Source organism: Paracoccus maritimus (assembly GCF_025195095.1).
Lineage (GTDB): Bacteria > Pseudomonadota > Alphaproteobacteria > Rhodobacterales > Rhodobacteraceae > Paracoccus > Paracoccus maritimus.
Genome location: NZ_JANAVZ010000026.1, coordinates 1 through 15,904, shown reverse-complemented (window position 1 = coordinate 15,904; position 15,904 = coordinate 1). Strand labels below are relative to the sequence as shown.

The 15,904-nt window shown below is 62.8% G+C and carries 15 protein-coding genes and 1 pseudogene; 9 read left to right on the top strand and 7 right to left on the bottom strand.

The features are described 5' to 3' along the window. The first annotated feature begins 161 nt into the window (after window positions 1-161). The 9 genes and pseudogenes from MU516_RS19005 to istA form a co-directional block, all read left to right on the top strand. Window positions 162-929, top strand: coding sequence for an ABC transporter ATP-binding protein (locus MU516_RS19005; RefSeq protein WP_260278783.1), 768 nt, complete (start codon window positions 162-164; stop codon window positions 927-929). Next, window positions 929-1,618, top strand: a complete 690-nt coding sequence (locus tag MU516_RS19000) for an ABC transporter ATP-binding protein (RefSeq protein WP_260278782.1) — start codon at window positions 929-931, stop codon at window positions 1,616-1,618. Before MU516_RS19005 ends, MU516_RS19000 begins: the two co-directional genes overlap by 1 nt. Before the next feature lie 28 nt (window positions 1,619-1,646). Beyond that, entirely contained in the window at window positions 1,647-2,855 is a 1,209-nt protein-coding gene (locus MU516_RS18995; protein WP_260278781.1) for an ABC transporter substrate-binding protein, read from the top strand. A 98-nt stretch (window positions 2,856-2,953) separates the two neighbouring features. After that, entirely contained in the window at window positions 2,954-3,811 is an 858-nt protein-coding gene (locus MU516_RS18990; protein ID WP_260278780.1) for a branched-chain amino acid ABC transporter permease, read from the top strand. Between the two features lie 2 nt (window positions 3,812-3,813). Further along, entirely contained in the window at window positions 3,814-4,761 is a 948-nt protein-coding gene (locus tag MU516_RS18985; RefSeq protein WP_260278778.1) for a branched-chain amino acid ABC transporter permease, read from the top strand. After that, window positions 4,761-5,897, top strand: a complete 1,137-nt coding sequence (locus MU516_RS18980; RefSeq protein WP_260278777.1) for an acyl-CoA dehydrogenase family protein — start codon at window positions 4,761-4,763, stop codon at window positions 5,895-5,897. Before MU516_RS18985 ends, MU516_RS18980 begins: the two co-directional genes overlap by 1 nt. A 16-nt stretch (window positions 5,898-5,913) precedes the next feature. Beyond that, window positions 5,914-6,930: a zinc-dependent alcohol dehydrogenase family protein gene (locus tag MU516_RS18975; protein WP_260278776.1), complete on the top strand. Its 1,017-nt coding sequence runs from the start codon at window positions 5,914-5,916 to the stop codon at window positions 6,928-6,930. 12 nt (window positions 6,931-6,942) lie between these two features. Continuing rightward, a complete protein-coding gene (locus tag MU516_RS18970) occupies window positions 6,943-8,475 on the top strand; it encodes an acyl-CoA synthetase (protein ID WP_260278775.1) in 1,533 nt (510 codons plus the stop codon). A 139-nt stretch (window positions 8,476-8,614) separates the two neighbouring features. Next, window positions 8,615-9,876 (top strand): annotated as a pseudogene (gene istA / locus MU516_RS18965) (IS21 family transposase); the annotation flags it as partial. 314 nt (window positions 9,877-10,190) lie between these two features. Here istA and MU516_RS18960 read toward each other — a convergent pair. From MU516_RS18960 to MU516_RS18930, 7 genes are all read right to left on the bottom strand, one after another. Continuing rightward, a complete protein-coding gene (locus MU516_RS18960) occupies window positions 10,191-10,733 on the bottom strand; it encodes a cytochrome b/b6 domain-containing protein (protein ID WP_260278774.1) in 543 nt (180 codons plus the stop codon). Continuing rightward, a complete protein-coding gene (locus MU516_RS18955; RefSeq protein WP_260278773.1) occupies window positions 10,723-10,980 on the bottom strand; it encodes a PepSY domain-containing protein in 258 nt (85 codons plus the stop codon). Before MU516_RS18955 ends, MU516_RS18960 begins: the two co-directional genes overlap by 11 nt. A gap of 108 nt (window positions 10,981-11,088) precedes the next feature. Beyond that, window positions 11,089-11,790: a VIT1/CCC1 transporter family protein gene (locus tag MU516_RS18950; RefSeq protein ID WP_260278772.1), complete on the bottom strand. Its 702-nt coding sequence runs from the start codon at window positions 11,788-11,790 to the stop codon at window positions 11,089-11,091. A gap of 30 nt (window positions 11,791-11,820) precedes the next feature. Next, on the bottom strand, window positions 11,821-12,867 hold the full coding sequence (locus MU516_RS18945) for an NAD-dependent epimerase/dehydratase family protein (RefSeq protein WP_260278770.1): 1,047 nt from the start codon (window positions 12,865-12,867) through the stop codon (window positions 11,821-11,823). Then, the gene (locus tag MU516_RS18940; RefSeq protein ID WP_260278769.1) at window positions 12,864-13,616 is read right to left on the bottom strand and encodes a glycosyltransferase family 2 protein; all 753 of its coding nucleotides are present in this window, start codon (window positions 13,614-13,616) and stop codon (window positions 12,864-12,866) included. Before MU516_RS18940 ends, MU516_RS18945 begins: the two co-directional genes overlap by 4 nt. Beyond that, entirely contained in the window at window positions 13,613-15,160 is a 1,548-nt protein-coding gene (locus MU516_RS18935) for an ArnT family glycosyltransferase (RefSeq protein ID WP_260278768.1), read from the bottom strand. The genes MU516_RS18940 and MU516_RS18935 overlap by 4 nt, the downstream gene beginning before the upstream one ends. Beyond that, window positions 15,157-15,441, bottom strand: a complete 285-nt coding sequence (locus tag MU516_RS18930; protein WP_260278767.1) for a lipid-A-disaccharide synthase N-terminal domain-containing protein — start codon at window positions 15,439-15,441, stop codon at window positions 15,157-15,159. The genes MU516_RS18935 and MU516_RS18930 overlap by 4 nt, the downstream gene beginning before the upstream one ends. Window positions 15,442-15,904: the final 463 nt, after the last annotated feature.

The window sequence follows — 15,904 nt, the reverse complement described above, 5'->3', positions numbered from 1 at the left end:
AAGAAGGGCTCAAGACGCGCCATCTGCGCATCCGTGAGCCAGAAGAGATTGCTCATGTCACCGCTCGCTTTTCGAGCAATGAATCAGAACGTTAGAACCTCATCAATAGGTCCTGACCCTAGGATCCAAAAACGCCGCTCAGACGGCAAAGGGGGGAGACAATGCAATCCGATATTCTGGAGGTCGTCGGCCTCTGCAAATCCTTTGGCGGCGTTCAGGCGCTGCGGGACCTTTCCTTCTCGATCCGCGAGGGCGAGGTTCTGGGACTGATCGGCCCGAACGGCTCTGGCAAATCGACCACCGTGAACCTGCTCAGCGGTTCGCTGCCCCCCACCGGCGGTCAGATCCGGCTTGGCGGGCATCGCGTCGAGGCGCTCAGCCAGTGGGACCGGGTTGCGATGGGACTGACGCGCACCTACCAGACCGCCAGCGTCTTTCCAGAATTCACCGTGCGCCAGCATGTGATGCTGGGCTGCGAAGCGCATCGCAAGGTCAGTCCTCTGGCCCAGGCATTTCGCCTGAAACGCGACAAGTCCGAAGAGGATCGCGTTCAGCAAAAGGTGGCGCAGGCGCTCAAACTGACGGGGCTGGAAGCCGAAGCCGACACGGTTGTCGGCGTACTATCCGCCGCGCAACAGCGGTTTCTTATGATCGCGACAGCACTCGCGTCGAACCCACGGGTCATTTTACTCGATGAACCGGCGGCCGGCATGATCTCGCATGAGCGCGAGACCCTGTCGGGCATGATCCGTCGTATCCGCGACACCGGCATTTCGGTTCTGGTGATCGAGCACCACATGGCCCTGATCATGGAAGTCTGTGACCGGATCGTCGTACTGAATTTCGGCGCATCAATCGCGCAGGGAACGCCCGCCCAGATACGCGAAAACCCGGCAGTGATCGATGCCTATCTGGGAGAGGCCGCCTGATGCTTGAGATACGCGGTCTTCGCACCGGCTATGGTGCCATCGAAGTCGTTCACGGGATCGATCTGGACGTGAACGAGGGGGAATGCGTGGCGCTCATCGGCGCGAATGGTGCAGGAAAAAGCTCGACCCTCAAAACGATCTGCGGTCTCTTGCCGGCCCGCGACGGGCAGATCCGTTTTGACGGCCATGACATCACGAACCGCAAGGGACATGCGATCGTTCAGGCCGGGATCACCATGTGCCCCGAGGGACGCCAGGTTTTTCCGGGCATGAGCGTGATGCAGAACCTGCGACTGGGCGCATATGCCCGCAAAGGTGCCGATATCGAGGAAATGCTGGACATGTTCCCGATCCTGCGCGAGCGCGCCGGACAGGCCGCTGGCACCTTGTCGGGCGGCGAACAGGAAATGCTGGCCATTGCCCGCGCACTGATGTCGCGACCCAGATTGTGCATCTTCGACGAGCCGTCACTGGGGCTGGCCCCCAAGATCGTTGCTGAGGTCGCCCAGACCATCGCCCGGATCAAGGCGATGGGCATGACGATCCTGCTGGTCGAACAGAATTCGCTTATGGCGCTTCGACTGGCCGACCGGGCCTATCTGTTCGAAGCCGGAGAGATCGTGCTGGAGGGCACGGGAACCGAGCTGCAGACCCACCCAGAAGTCGTGAAAGCCTATCTGGGACACTGAGCCGGAACATCACAGGAGGGAGGTAAACATGAAAATCAGAGCTTTGCTGGGATGCAGCGCGGCAACGCTGATGCTTGTCGGCGGTGCCCATGCGGCGGAAAAGACGCTGACCATCGGCGTCGCGGACGCACTGACCGGCGGCGCGGCAGTCTATGGGCTGCCCCAGGCCAACTCGGTCGAAATGGCCGCAGATGAAATCAACGCGGCCGGGGGCATCGCAGTGGGCGATGACACCTATATGCTGGATGTCATCGTTTATGACGACAAGGCCAATCCGACCGAAGCGACGAACGCGGTGCGCAAGCTGATCGACAGGGATGGGGTGAGATACATCCTTGGCTTCTGCTGTTCGGGTGCCACCGGCGCCGTGGCTTCCTTTATCGAATACGAGGATGCGGTCATGCTGGTCGGCAATGCCGCCGAGCGGTCGATCACCACACAAGGCATTTCCAATCTGGTGCGCACCCGCCCGCCAGCGGACTATACCGGGGCTGCCGCAGGTGCCTTTGTCGCCAAGCAGGGGCACAAGCGGATCGCGGTTCTGGGCGCGCTCGAAACTTCGTTCTATGCCAGCTATGTCGAAGCCTTCGAGGAAGAGTTCAAGAAATCCGGTGGTGAAGTGATCGCCCATGAGGTCTTTGCCTCGAAGGATCGCGACATGTCTCCGCAACTGACCAAGATCCGCGAGATGCAGCCCGACGCGCTGTTGGTTGTCGGATATGTCGAACCGGCGGCCTTTGCCTATCGTCAAGCGACCGAACTGGGGATGGACGTTCCTCGCTATGGCTTCACCTCCGGCAGCGAAGAGCAATTCCTGCGCGTGGCCAGTTCCGAGCAGATGGAAGGGGTCTGGGACCTGCGACCAACCGAGCTGACGCTGCAATCCACGACCGATGCGGGTCTGGCCTATCACGCGAATTACAGCGAACGCTTCGGCGATGCGCCCTCGCCCAGTTCACCCTATGCCTATGATCAGGCCTGGGCCTTGAAACACGCGATCGAAGCGGCAGGCAGTGTCGAGGATACCGAAGCCGTCGCAGCGGCGCTGCGCGAGCTTGAGGTCTTTCCCGAAGCGGTCATGCAATATCTGCCGGTCGAAGGGAAAATGTTCGATCAGAACGGCCAGGCCTATACCGCCAATGGCGCATTCCAGTGGCAGGAAGGTCATTGGGTTTTTGTCGAGGAACTACCCTCGGATCAGGAAGCTTATTCGCGCTTTCTCTCGACCGTGAACTGAAGATTGGACGGCGCCTGTATCGCGCCGTCCCCTACCCCAACACACAGGAGATATTCTGCCGGCGGTGGCTCTGATCCGCGCGGCGGGACGCTGGAATCATGACCGAGATCCTGCAGCAAATCATAAACGGCATCGCGATCGGGGGCGTCTATGTCCTGATTGCGCTTGGCCTGACAATCGTATTCGGCATCCTTGGCATCGCCCATTTCGCGCATGGTTCAGTGTCGATGTTCGGTGGTTATCTGACCTTCTTTCTTGTCGCTCAGCAGGGTTATCCGTTGATCCTTGCGATCCTTGTCGCATTGGTCGTCGGGATGGTGCTTGGCGTCCTGATCGAACTGCTCGCCTATCGGCCGGTCAGGAACGCGAACCATATCAATGCCTTCATCGTGGCGCTTGGCTTGACGATGATGGTCGAGGGTATAAATCTGCAGTTCTTCGGCGCAGAGCAGGTGGTCATTCCGACCGATGCCGGACGCGTCTTCAGCATCGGCGGCGTGACCCTGCCTGAACTGCGGCTTTACGTCATTCTGGCCGCTGCCGCGCTCATTTTGGCGATGACCATCTTTGTCGAAAAGACCAAGACCGGCCAGGCGATCCGCGCCGTCGCGGAAAACCGCGATGCCGCGATCCTGATGGGCATCAATGTCCAGATGATCCCTCTGATCGTGTTTGCCATCTCGACCGCGCTCGGCGTCGCGGCGGGCGTCATGGTCGGTTCGCTGTTTGCCATTGCGCCGGGCGTCGGCGAGGGGCTGGTCGTCAAGGGCTTTGCTGTCCTGATCCTTGGTGGACTGGGCTCGATCCCCGGTGCCGTTGTCGGTGGCATCGTCCTCGGCGTGACCGAGGCGCTGGCCGCCGGGTTCATCTCGTCCGCCTATAAAGACGTGATCGCGTTCGTCGTGATGATCGCCGTTCTGCTGCTGCGCCCGCAGGGCCTGATGGGGAGGGCGTAACCATGCCGCGCAAACAGATTTTCCTGCTGATCGCGCTGGCTGCCTTTATCGCACTGCCTCAGCTGATTTCAGTCAAATACTATCTTCACCTGTCCATTCTGGCCCTCATCTGGGTGATCATGGCACAGGGACAAAACCTGATCCAAGGCTATACCGGCTATGTGTCGATCGTGCAGGCAGGATTCATGGGCATAGGGGCCTATAGCACTGCGCTGATGGGCAGCCATTTCGGTCTGCCGGTCACGCTGACGATCATCCTTGCGCCGCTGGTCACGGCCGTGTTCGCGCTGGCGACCGGTTATCCCAGTCTCAGGGTCAAAGGCCATTGCTTCGCCATCGTCACCTTGGCGTTCAACATGGTCATCTTCATCGTCCTGTTGAATTTCACCGCCCTGACCAATGGCGAGGCGGGGATCACCGGCATCCCAAAGCCCGGCTATGGACGCGGCGCATGGATCGATTTCCATGACAGGCAGGTCTATTACTATTTCGTGCTGATCGTCGCGGTGGCAATGACGGCTTTGGCGGCACTGATCGTTCGGTCGCGTATCGGACAGATCCTGCTGGCCATTCGACAGAACGAGGATCTGGTTGCCTCGGTCGGGGTGGCGTCTTGGAAATACAAGCTGTTCGCCTTTGTCGTCAGCGCCATGTTCGCCGGTCTGGCCGGCGCGCTCTACGCGCATTACCAAAGCTTTATCAACCCCGAGATCTTCAGCGTGGCGCAATCTCTGGACGCGATTCTGGCTGTCATCATCGGAGGTTCGGGAACCCTGACCGGCCCGGTGATAGGTGCGTTCATCGTGGTTTTCCTGCCGGAGTACCTTCGCTTTGCAGACAGCTTTCGACTGATCCTGTACGGTCTGATCCTTGTACTGGCAACGATCTTCATGCCTCGCGGGATCGTGGGGCTGGCGCGTGATATCGCGTCGCGCCTCGGTGCACGCTGATGACGGATCAAGCCCGGGAAATTCTGGCGGCCATCGGGCAATTCGCCGCACAGCAGATTGCGCCGATGGCACAACATTGGTCCAAGGGACAGGCACCGGAACCGGATCTGTTCCGGCGCGCGGCGGAATTGGGACTGTTCCGACTGGATGTGGCGCAATCTGCTGGCGGTCTGGGGCTTGGCTTTGCCGTCAAGGCCCGCGCATGCCAGGCGATGGCCGCAGCCGATTTCGGCTTCGCAATGTCGCTGGTGAACACCCATAATGTCGCGGCCCGCATCGTAGCCAGCGCCTCGCCCCAGGTGCAGGCCGCCTTTCTGCCAAGCCTGCTATGGGGCGAAGCCAGCGCCTGCACCGCCCTGACCGAACCCGGAGCCGGCTCGGATGTCGCGTCGCTTCAAACCCGCGCGGTGCGCAAGGATGGCGGCTGGCTGTTGAACGGCGAAAAGGCCTGGATCGTCAATGCCCGCCATGCGGCCACCGCGATCGTATATGCCCAGACGGAGGAACACGGAGACAGTTCCGGCATTGCCGCCTTTCTGGTCGATCTGACGGCACAGGGCTGCCGCCGCCATGCCAGCAGTTCGGACTTTGCGCAGGCCAGTGCGGGAACAGGTGGCTTCACCCTGCTGAACGTCCATCTACCCGATGATCATTTGCTCTTGCCCCCCGGCACCGCCTTTGGAGCGATCATGTCCGAGATCAACAGTGCGCGCGCCTATGTCGCCGCGATGTGCTGCGGGATGCTGGATGCAGCGCTGCGACATGTCAGCGCCTATGGCGTGACGCGCCAGTCCTTTGGCAAGCCCCTGCGCGCGCATCAGGCCTGGCGCCTGTCCGTGGCAAGAGCCGAAACTGCCTTGGCTGGTGCCTGTGCCCTGACCGACAGCGCGATTGACCGGATTGATTCCGGTCAGGATGCCCAACTGGACGCCGCATTCGCCAAGATCGCCGCCACGGAAGCGCTTGGCACGCATATGCCGGTGCTGCTGCACGCCATGGGCGCAGAGGGCTTGCGCCCGCAATATCCGATGGCGCGCCATCTTGCCGCCGCCCAGATCGCAACGCTGGTCGACGGCTCGACCGAGATGCTGCTCGAGCGCGTGGCGCGACTGGCGCGCGCCCATACCGAAACCTGAAATGAACGAGGCAAAGATGCGTGTTTACCAGATCGAGGACGACTGGGGCATCGACAATCTGACACTGGCCGAGCGCGAGGCGCCGCGCCCGGGTCGAGGTCAGGTGCTGATCAAGATGCGAATGGCATCACTGAATGCCCGTGACTTGATCGTGCCCGAACGCGGTTATGGGCGGGCGACCGGAAATCTGCCCCTGATTCCGGTTTCAGATGGCGTGGGCGAGGTGATCGAAACTGGCGCAGACGTGACGCGGGTTGCCAAAGGCGACCGGGTTTGCCCGACCTATTTCCAGAACTGGCTCGCCGGCGAACCTTCGGCGGAACGTTTCGCCTCGTCGCTTGGCGGCCCTCTGGATGGGGTCATGGCCGAGATGGTCTGCCTGTCCGAGCAAGGGGTCGTCAAGCTGCCCGACTACCTCAGCGATGCCGAAGCGGCCACGCTGCCCTGTGCGGGCCTGACCGGGTGGAGCGCGATCTCGACACTTGGCAAAGTTCGCGCGGGCGACAAGGTGTTGGTTCAGGGCACCGGCGGGGTCGCGTTGTTCGCTTTGGCCTTTGCCAAGATGCTGGGCGCCCATGTCACGGTCATTTCATCCAGCAACGACAAGCTGGACAAAGTGCGCGCCATGGGTGCCGATGCCGTCATCAACTATCGCACGACACCTGATTGGGCACGCGCCAGCCGCGAGATTACGGCAGAGCGCGGCGGTTTCGATGTGATCGTCGAATTGGGCGGCGCCCTGACCCTGCCCTCGTCATTGCGGGCCATCCGACATGGCGGAACCATCGCGATGATCGGCGTGCTAAGCGGGCTGCAATTTGATGCCTCGCTGGGGCCGATCGTAACACGTCAGATCCGGCTTCAGGGTGTGACCGTCGGTCATCGCGATGGGTTCGAGGCAATGCTGCGGGCGATGGATGCCGCTAAGATGCATCCGGTTCTTGGTCGCAGCTTCGATTTCGCCGAACTGAGGCCGGCGCTGGAACACCTGCGTCATGGCACCGGGATGGGCAAGACCCTGATCCAATTCTGAAAGCTGCAACAGATGATCTATCACACCCGATACTGGGCGCAGCAGGACCCCGAACGTCTGGCCTTCCGGATTTGCGCCACCGGCGAGGATGTCAGCTTTGCCACGCTCGAACGACGCGCCAATCAAGGTGCGCATCTGCTGCGTGAACTGGGCCTGGCCAAGGGCGATCATGTGGTCCTGTTGATGGAGAACCGGCGCGAATTTCTTGAAATCTGCTTCGCAGCGGATCGTGCCGGACTGTATTACACCACTGCAAGCACACATCTTTCTCCTGAAGAACTGGCTTATATCGTCGAGGATTGCGGTGCCCGTGTCCTGCTGACCTCGGAAAAGTTCAACGAGATCGCAGGCCATATCGCCACGACCATGCCGGATCTGGACATCCTGTCCTGCGAGCAATGGAAACGTCGCGCCGCAGCGACGCCCGTCAGCCCCATTTCCGACGAGGCACAGGGCCTCGATATGCTGTATTCTTCAGGAACCACAGGGCGCCCAAAAGGCATCAAATGGCCAATGCCGGACAGCCCCCCCGGGGGGCGAACGATGTTGATCGACCTGCTTGGCGGGCTGTTCGGCTACGGGCGCGACACCCGCTATCTTTCGCCCGCGCCCCTCTATCACGCGGCCCCATTGCGACATTCGCTGGTAACGATCAAATCGGGCGGCACGGCCTTCATCATGTCGAAATTCGATCCCGAGAAAGCCCTCGAACTGATCGAAACCCATCGTATCACTCACAGCCAATGGGTCCCGACGATGTTCGTGCGGCTGCTGAAGTTGCCAGATGAACTGCGCCTGTCGCGTGACATCTCGTCGATGCAGATGGCGGTTCACGCCGCCGCGCCCTGCCCCATCGAGGTCAAGCGTCGTATGATCGATTGGTGGGGACCGGTGATTCACGAGTATTACGCCGGCACCGAAAATAACGGCTTTACCGCGATCGACACCACAGAATGGCTCGCCCATCCGGGGTCGGTGGGGCAAGCCAAACTCGGTAGGATTCATATCTGCGACGAAGACGGACGGGAACTGCCCAATGGCGTCGAGGGCGAGATCTATTTCGAGAATGGCCATCAGTTTTCCTATCACAACGACCCCGAGAAGACCGCTGCAAGCCGCAATGACGAGGGATGGACGACGCTCGGCGATATCGGACGGCTTGACGAATCCGGTTATCTGTATCTGACCGACCGCAAATCTTTCGTCATCATCTCGGGTGGGGTGAACATCTATCCACAGGAAACCGAGAACGCCCTGTTGGCACATCCGGCGGTATTGGATGCCGCAGTGATCGGTATTCCGAACGAGGATTTGGGTGAAGAGGTCAAGGCCGTGGTGCAGACAGTATGCGGATGTCGGCCTTCTGCGGAACTTGAAGCGGAGCTAACGGCATGGTGCCGTCAGCGGCTCTCACCTATAAAATGCCCCAAAAGCATCGATTTTCGCGAGACACTGCCACGCACTGAAACCGGCAAGCTCTTAAAGCGTCAGCTATGGGAGGAGTATCGCCAGCAGCCGATTTTGAGAACGGCGGTGCGAGATTAGTCCACGGAAGCGGCGGCTTGGTGCTGCTGCGTGCGGTGTAAAATTCGTCCATCTTTTCCCTTTCTGTAGTTGCAGGGAGGGCGGGAAAATCTACAGCGCAGAGCTATATCTGAAGGCGCGTCAGGCCTGCGCGTCGGGCATGAGCCAGCTTCAGGCGGCGAAGGAATTCAACATTGCCGCGATACTGTTGCGAAGATGATGACCTTTTCGGTGCCGCCGGGCTACCGGCGCACGGCCAGGGCCAGGCGGCCGAAGCTTAAACCGTTCATTCCGATCATCGATGCGTGGCTTGAGGCGGATCGGCATATGCCGCGCAAACAGCGGCATACGGCAAGGCGGGTATTCGACCGGCTCCGCGAGGAATGCGGGTGCGCCGGCGGTTACACGATCATCAAGGATCACATGCGGGAGCGGGAGAAGCGTCGGCAGGAAGTATTTGTGCCGCTGGCGCATCCGCAGGGCCATGCGCAGGCCGATTTTGGCGAGGCGCAGGTCAGGATTGGTGGTATTGAGCAGAAAGCTCATTTCTTCGTTCTAGACCTGCCGAATAGCGATGCCTGCCATGTCAGGGCCTGTCCGGCGGCGGTGGCCGAAGCCTGGGTCGACGGCCATAGGCGTGCCTTTACCTTCTTCGGCGCGCTTCCGCAGTCGATCGTCCATGATAATGACCGATGCCTGTTGGCCAAGATCCTGCCGGACGGCACCCGCAAACGGGCAGAACTGTTCAGCGGGTTCCTGTCGCACTACCTGATCCGGGATCGCTATGGCCAACCGTGCAAGGGCAATGACAAGGGGAATGTCGAGGGGTTGGTCGGCTATTCCCGACGCAACTTCATGGTGCCGATGCCCGAGTTTGCAACCTGGGAGGCATTCAACCTCTGGCTGGAGGAGCAATGCGAGCGTCGCCGGCTCGATGTTCTGCGCGGCGAAAGCGATACCATCGGCGCGCGGTTGCAACACGATCTGGCAGCGATGCGCCCATTCCCGGCCGCGCCTTTCGAGGCCTGTGATCAGGACAATGGGCGGGTCTCGTCCCAATCTCTGGTGCGCTACAAGACTAATGACTACTCGGTGCGGGTCGCCTTCAGCTTCGGACATCAGGATGTCTGGATCCGGGCCTATGTCAACACAGTGGTCATCGGTTGCCATGGGGAAGTGATCGCCCGTCATCCCCGGTGCTGGGATCGTGACGAGATCGTCTTCGACGCGATCCAGTACCTGCAGCTTCTGGAACAGAAGATCGATGCGCTTGGGCAGGCAGCGCCGCTTCAGGGCTGGAAGCTTCCCGAAGAGTTCGCGACACTGCGCCGGCTGATGGAGGCGCGCATGAACCGGCATGGCCGCCACGAATACATCCAGGTCTTGCGGCTGCTGGAAACCTTCGATCTGGCCGATCTCCAGGATCTCGCCCAAAGCCACGCCCGAAAGGCCGGCTGAACCGTTTCAAAAAATGCCAACGGCACAAGCACGGAACTCTCGTCGGGCTACGCCCTCCCGACGTTGCGTGCTTGTGCCGCCAATTGGCAGACTATTGCACCGCCGCGCGGCCGGGTTCTACCACGCCGTTGACAGCGCAGACGCGCCGCGCAGGCCCAGCAAGCTGCGAATTCCGTGCGCGAGGGTCCATGTCGTCAACTGCGCCGCTGGGGGTTGGGCCGACCGATAGACCTCTCCGGCCAGGACCGGCAGGGCCAGGATCAGCTTTGCCCGTCACCTCATTCGCGGTCCTTTTCCGAAAGGGGCCGCTTGGTGCCTGTCAGCATCGACAGGACCAGGTTTTCATGATGTCGCAGGCTTTCGACCAGCACCCCTGCGACATGCAGGCCCGCCAGAACCAGGATCAGCGTGGCCAGAACCTCGTGGACCTCCTCCATCGTGGACGAGCCCCAGAACGCGTCGGTCGTCTGCAGCCAGCCGGTCAGTGCGGTTCCCGCAACCGTCAGCAGCAGCGCCACGATCATCGCGCCGCCCGCCGGGTTGTGGCCCAGATATCGGCGTTCGCGGCCCGCCCGCAGGTCGCGCAGATGGGCCAGCACCGGGCGCGGCCCGCGGACGAAATCCGCGAACCGGGCATGGCGGGGGCCGATCAGCCCCCATATCACGCGCGCCGCGATCAGCCCCGCGATGACATAGCCCAAGCGCTCATGCACGATCTTGGGCCCCTCGGCAGTCAGCCAGACCCCCGCGATCAGCGCGACCAGCGACCAGTGGAACAGCCGTACGAAGCCGTCCCACACGCGGACGCGCTCAGTCGTCATCACCGACGGCCTCGAAGGTGGCGGGGTCGAAGAACGTCTCGACCCGCTTGCCGTCCTGGTCATGGCCATAGACCTCGTAGCAGCCGTCCTCGGTCTTGACGTTGCTGACGGTCCAGCCTTTCGCGGTCAGGTCGGCGGTCAGTTCCTCGACCGGGCGCCAGTCGGCCTGAGCCACGTCGCAGCGTTCGGCGGCCAGGGCGGGAAAGGCCAGTCCGGCCAGCATCAGGGCAAGAAGGGGGGTACGCATGGATGTCTCCGTCATCTGTGTTTCGACGCGCACAGCAATGCCCGCGTCAGCTTTCGGCAACCTTACAATCCGCGCGCCCGTCACGGTCGATGCGAAGGGTGGAAGCCGTCACCCCGCGGCGACACCGAACAAATGCCCGACGACCGCCGTCGCGGCCATGGCCATCGCCCCCCAGACCAGCACCCGCAGCGTGCCGCGCTTGATCCCCGCGCCCCCCGCCTGCGCACCGACCGCCCCCAGGGCCGCCAGCGCCAGCATCGTCGCCCCCGTCACCCAAACCGCAATCGCCCCGTCCGGCGCCAAGGCCGCCGTGCCAAGCGGCAGCGCCGCGCCGACGGCGAATGTCGCGGCGGACACCATCGCCGCCTGCACCGGCGCCGCGGTCGTGACTTCGGACATGCCCAGTTCGTCGCGCAGATGGCTGCCCAAGGCGTCGTGTTCGGTCAGTTGCACCGCCACCTGTCGCGCCAGCGCCAAGTCCAATCCGCGATGCACGTAGATCGCGGTCAACTCGTCCAGCTCTCCGGTGGGGTCGGTGGCCAGCTCTGCCTTTTCGCGGGCCATGTCGGCCTGTTCGGTATCCGATTGCGAACTGACGGACACGTATTCTCCAGCGGCCATCGACATGGCGCCCGCCGCCAGTCCTGCCAGCCCCGCCACCAGTATCTGGCCGCGGTCGCTATTGGCGGCGGCGACCCCGACGATTAGGCTGGCGGTCGAGACGATCCCGTCATTCGCGCCCATTACCGCTGCACGAAGCCAGCCGATGCGGTGGATCAGGTGCGTCTCCGGGCGAGCGTGCGATAGCATGATGTCACTCCTGTGATGGCGGCGCGTCAGTCACGCGGCACCTATGCGATGCAGCATCGACTCGGCTGTCCGGGTGCCGGCACCATAATAGCGCGTGAACCAGTCCACGTATCGCGCCAGACCCACCGCCAGGGCCGTGGGCTCGCGCGGTCCGGTCAGGCGATCCAGCAGGGTGGTGTCGGCCCAGGTCGCCGCCACATCGCCCGGCTGCATCGGCAGCATCTGCAGCCGCGCGGTCCGCCCCGTGGCGACCTGCAGCGCGTCGATGAACGCCATCAGGGGCACTGGCGCGCCATTTCCGATATTGACCACCCGCCATGGCGCGACCGGCGACAAGCTGTCGCCTGCGACGGGGATCGCCGGGTGATGCGGGATCACGTCCATCAGCGCCCGGATCGCGCCAATCAGGTCATCGACATAGGTAAAGTCGCGCTGCATCCGGCCGCGGTTGAACAGCGGGATGGGCCGGTCCTGCATCAGCGCCTGCGTGAACAGGAACGGCGCCATGTCGGGCCGGCCCCAGGGCCCATAGACGGTGAAGAACCGCAGCATGGTGATCGGCAAGCCGTAAAGCGCGGCATAGGAATGGGCCATCCCCTCGGTCGCCTTCTTGGTGGCGGCATAGAAAGACATCGGCTGGTCGGTGCGGTCGGTTTCGCGGTACGGCATGGCGGGGCTGCCGCCATAGACCGAACTGCTGGAGGCCATTACCAGATGCGCGGGCGGGTGCGCGCGCGCCGCCTGCAACAGTTGGAACGTGCCGCCGAGGTTCGAGGCCAGATAGGCGTCGGGCGCCTCGATCGAATGGCGCACCCCGGCCTGGGCGGCCAGATGGACGACCACGCGCGGCCTGTGCCGGGCCATGATGCTGGTCAGCAGCCCCGGCGTCTGGATCCCCCCGCGCAGAGACAGATAACCGGGAAAGGGGGTCAGTTGCGCCTCTCGGGCGGCCTTCAGCGCCGGGTCGTAATAGGCGTTGTGATCGTCGATGCCGATGACACGGTGGCCTTCGGACAGCAGGCGGCGCGCCAGATGATATCCGATGAACCCGGCGGCGCCGGTGATGAGAACGGTCATGCGGCCCCCTGCAGATCGCCGATGTCGCGGTGGGCAAGCTCTTGCACGACAGGCAGGCGGCGGCGTCTGATCAGCCATGCCGCGCCCAGCAAGTCCACCGCCCCGACCAGCGCCCGTTGCAGATTGCCGTACTTGGACCGTCCCGAAAGCCGGGGGGCATGGGTAACGGGCACGGTCACGACCTGCCACCCCTCGCGCGCGACCATGGCGGGCATAAAGCGGTGGATATGGTCGAAATAGGGCAGGGACAGATAGACGTCGCGCCGAAACGCCTTCAGCCCGCAGCCGCTGTCGCTGACCCCGTCCTGTAGCAGCGTCCTTCGGATGCGGTTCGCAGTCCGCGATGCCAGGCGCCTTGACCAGCGGTCGCGCCGGTCCAGGCGCTGACCCTGTACCAGCCCAAGCCGGTCCCGCCCGGTAGAAAACGCGGCCAGCAGCAGGGGCAGGTTCGATGCCGGGTTCTGTCCGTCTGCATCCATCGTGGCAATCAGCGGCGCCCGGGCGGCCAGAACGCCGCTTCGGATGGCGGCCGACTGGCCACAGGGCCGGTCGTGACAGATCACCCGCAACTGGGGCAAATCGCGTTGCAGCACGGTCAGTTCGGTGCGCGTGCCATCAACCGAGCCGTCGTCCACAACGATGATTTCATGATCGTGCCCTGCCAGCACGGTGGAAATCTGCGACACAAGCTGGGTGATGCTGCCTGCCTCGTCCTTTGCAGGAAGAATGATCGATATGTCGGGCATCATGGAGAGGCCTCCTCTGAACGGAAAAGGGTGTAGGTGTTGCTGCGAAAGAAAAAATGGGCGACGGCGGCCATTCCGGGGATGGTCCCGCCCGTCAGGTCCAGAAGGACCCCGTCGGGATGGGCCTGACGCCAGGTCGGGATCTGGTCCGGGGTCAGGCGGGACACGGGGTGGGTCAGGCGGCCCGCGAAATTCAACTGGGCGTGATAGGTGCCGTCGGTGACTGCGATGCCCGCCGCATCGTAAGGCGCCACCGCACGACCAAGCGCCGTCATGTCGTAGCGCGCGAACAGCAGCGGGCTCAGCCCCACATGGAGCCCGATCATCAGCGCCAAGGGCAGCGCAGCCAAGGCGACCGGGGCCGCGCGAAGGCGCAGGAAGGCCATGACCCCCGCCATCAGGATCACCACGCTCAGGGCCAGCGACCATAGCGGCAGTGGATGACCAAGCTGCGCCAGAGCCGGGAACTGCCCGGTGGCTGCCGCAAGAAAGGCGATGCCCAGGGCGACCAGCGGCAGGGCCAGCCACAGGTCGCGCCGCGTCCAAGGCCGCTTGGGCCAGCCATGGGCAAGCAGCAGGGCCAGGGCGGGCATCTCGGGCAGCATGTAATGGGCCTGCTTGCCGCTGATCAGCGAGAGCAGCACCAATGGTCCCACCAGCCAGATCAGAACCAGACGCGTGGCGGGCTGCGCCCACAGGCTACGGGGCCGCAGCGCCGACCATGCGGATGCTGTCCAACCAAAGGGCCAGAGCATCAGGGGCAGCAGTGCCAGAAAGAACCACCACGGCTTCTGATGTGCGAAGGACGAGACGATGCGCCCGCTGCTTTGGCGCCACAGGATCTCGGTCCGATACTCCGGGCCGCCGAGGATCATGGCCGGCACCAGCCACAGGCACACAAGGCAGAGTGCGACGGCCAGTGCCAGTCCCATGCCGCGCGCCCAGACCTGCCAGGATGGTCGCGCCGGTCCCGCCCAGATCGGCATGGAAAGCGCGGCCGGCAACACATGGATCAGGATGACCGGCCCTTTGGCATAGACCCCGAAGGCGATCCCTGCGCCCAGAGCGATCCACGCCGCACGCCGTGGGCTGCGCGCCGCCGACCATAGCGCCAGCATGGCCAAAAGGGTCGCCGCGCTCAGCATCGCGTCGAACATGGTCGTCGACCCGAAAAGCAGCCAGACCGGCGATACCGCCAGGATCAGCGCCGCCGCACCGGCCCGCTGCGGCCGTTCGGGCCACAATCGCAACGCCAGAAGTCCGGTCAGCGCCACGCATCCGGTGGCAAAGCCCGGCCCGATCAGCCTTGCAGGAAATGCGTGAACGCCCGTGAACGCCCAGATCAGATTGATCAGCCAGAACAGGAGCGGCGGCTTGTGGCCATAGAGTGCTCCGTTCAGATGTGGGACCCAAGGCGATGCCCCGGCATGCATCTCCCACGCGGCGGCAAGATAGCGGGTCTCGTCAACCGGCATGAGCGGGCGGAGCTGGATCAAAGTCAGCGCCGCCAACGCGAACAGCAGCGTAGCGCTCAGAGCAGATCTCATGCGTCGGCCACGCGATGCTGTCGGATCAGCATGAGGTTACGCGCATAGACAACCAGGCCAGCCGACTGGCCAAAAACGAAAACAGGATCTCCGCGCCACAGGGCATAGGCAAGGAGCGTGATGCCGCCAGCGAGAGAGAGCCACCAGAAGGCATGGGGAATGACGCTCTGCCGCATCCGTTCGCTGGCCAGCCACTGGATGATGAAGCGAGCGCTGAATAGCGCTTGCCCGAGAAAACCTACTCCAAGCCAGATTGTCTGATCTGCCACGTCTTTCGCCATCCCGAACTTTTGGGTTGGCAATGGCAGGAGAACCTTACAATCAGCTTACAACGAGCCCATGGACACGCATTGGGTGAGGCGGCTTTTGATAACAGGCCAAGGAAGACCGGATAGCGCAGAACGCGCGTCAGATTGCCTCCGACGAGGGTCGCAACAACGGATGCAGTTGCCCCCAACTCCAGATCAGAACATAAATCCGATTGCCAACCTGCAGGACGATCAACGGCTGCTTTCCAATACTCACGCACTCCCCGCACAGCACCGCCGTCAGCAGGACCTTCGTGCGTCGGGACCATTGGGAACTAAGCGAAGAACATGATCGCGCCTCTGCAGCGAATGACCGTTAGCATCCGGCGTAGGCCGCGGTCATACGACTTGGCGGTGCTCCGCAGCTTTCCAGTTCCATGGCAGTAGAGCGTGCACCTGGGAAGCGGTCGTTTCAGGTAGTCGTGCGAGGACGTCC

What these genes read in the sequence shown, in the direction of transcription:
- MU516_RS19005 (WP_260278783.1), top strand. Translation starts at nt 162, where the DNA reads ATGCAATCCGATATTCTGGAGGTCGTCGGCCTCTGCAAATCCTTTGGC.
- MU516_RS19000 (WP_260278782.1), top strand. Translation starts at nt 929, where the DNA reads ATGCTTGAGATACGCGGTCTTCGCACCGGCTATGGTGCCATCGAAGTC.
- MU516_RS18995 (WP_260278781.1), top strand. Translation starts at nt 1,647, where the DNA reads ATGAAAATCAGAGCTTTGCTGGGATGCAGCGCGGCAACGCTGATGCTT.
- MU516_RS18990 (WP_260278780.1), top strand. Translation starts at nt 2,954, where the DNA reads ATGACCGAGATCCTGCAGCAAATCATAAACGGCATCGCGATCGGGGGC.
- MU516_RS18985 (WP_260278778.1), top strand. Translation starts at nt 3,814, where the DNA reads ATGCCGCGCAAACAGATTTTCCTGCTGATCGCGCTGGCTGCCTTTATC.
- MU516_RS18980 (WP_260278777.1), top strand. Translation starts at nt 4,761, where the DNA reads ATGACGGATCAAGCCCGGGAAATTCTGGCGGCCATCGGGCAATTCGCC.
- MU516_RS18975 (WP_260278776.1), top strand. Translation starts at nt 5,914, where the DNA reads ATGCGTGTTTACCAGATCGAGGACGACTGGGGCATCGACAATCTGACA.
- MU516_RS18970 (WP_260278775.1), top strand. Translation starts at nt 6,943, where the DNA reads ATGATCTATCACACCCGATACTGGGCGCAGCAGGACCCCGAACGTCTG.
- MU516_RS18960 (WP_260278774.1), bottom strand. Translation starts at nt 10,733, where the DNA reads ATGACGACTGAGCGCGTCCGCGTGTGGGACGGCTTCGTACGGCTGTTC.
- MU516_RS18955 (WP_260278773.1), bottom strand. Translation starts at nt 10,980, where the DNA reads ATGCGTACCCCCCTTCTTGCCCTGATGCTGGCCGGACTGGCCTTTCCC.
- MU516_RS18950 (WP_260278772.1), bottom strand. Translation starts at nt 11,790, where the DNA reads ATGCTATCGCACGCTCGCCCGGAGACGCACCTGATCCACCGCATCGGC.
- MU516_RS18945 (WP_260278770.1), bottom strand. Translation starts at nt 12,867, where the DNA reads ATGACCGTTCTCATCACCGGCGCCGCCGGGTTCATCGGATATCATCTG.
- MU516_RS18940 (WP_260278769.1), bottom strand. Translation starts at nt 13,616, where the DNA reads ATGATGCCCGACATATCGATCATTCTTCCTGCAAAGGACGAGGCAGGC.
- MU516_RS18935 (WP_260278768.1), bottom strand. Translation starts at nt 15,160, where the DNA reads ATGAGATCTGCTCTGAGCGCTACGCTGCTGTTCGCGTTGGCGGCGCTG.
- MU516_RS18930 (WP_260278767.1), bottom strand. Translation starts at nt 15,441, where the DNA reads ATGGCGAAAGACGTGGCAGATCAGACAATCTGGCTTGGAGTAGGTTTT.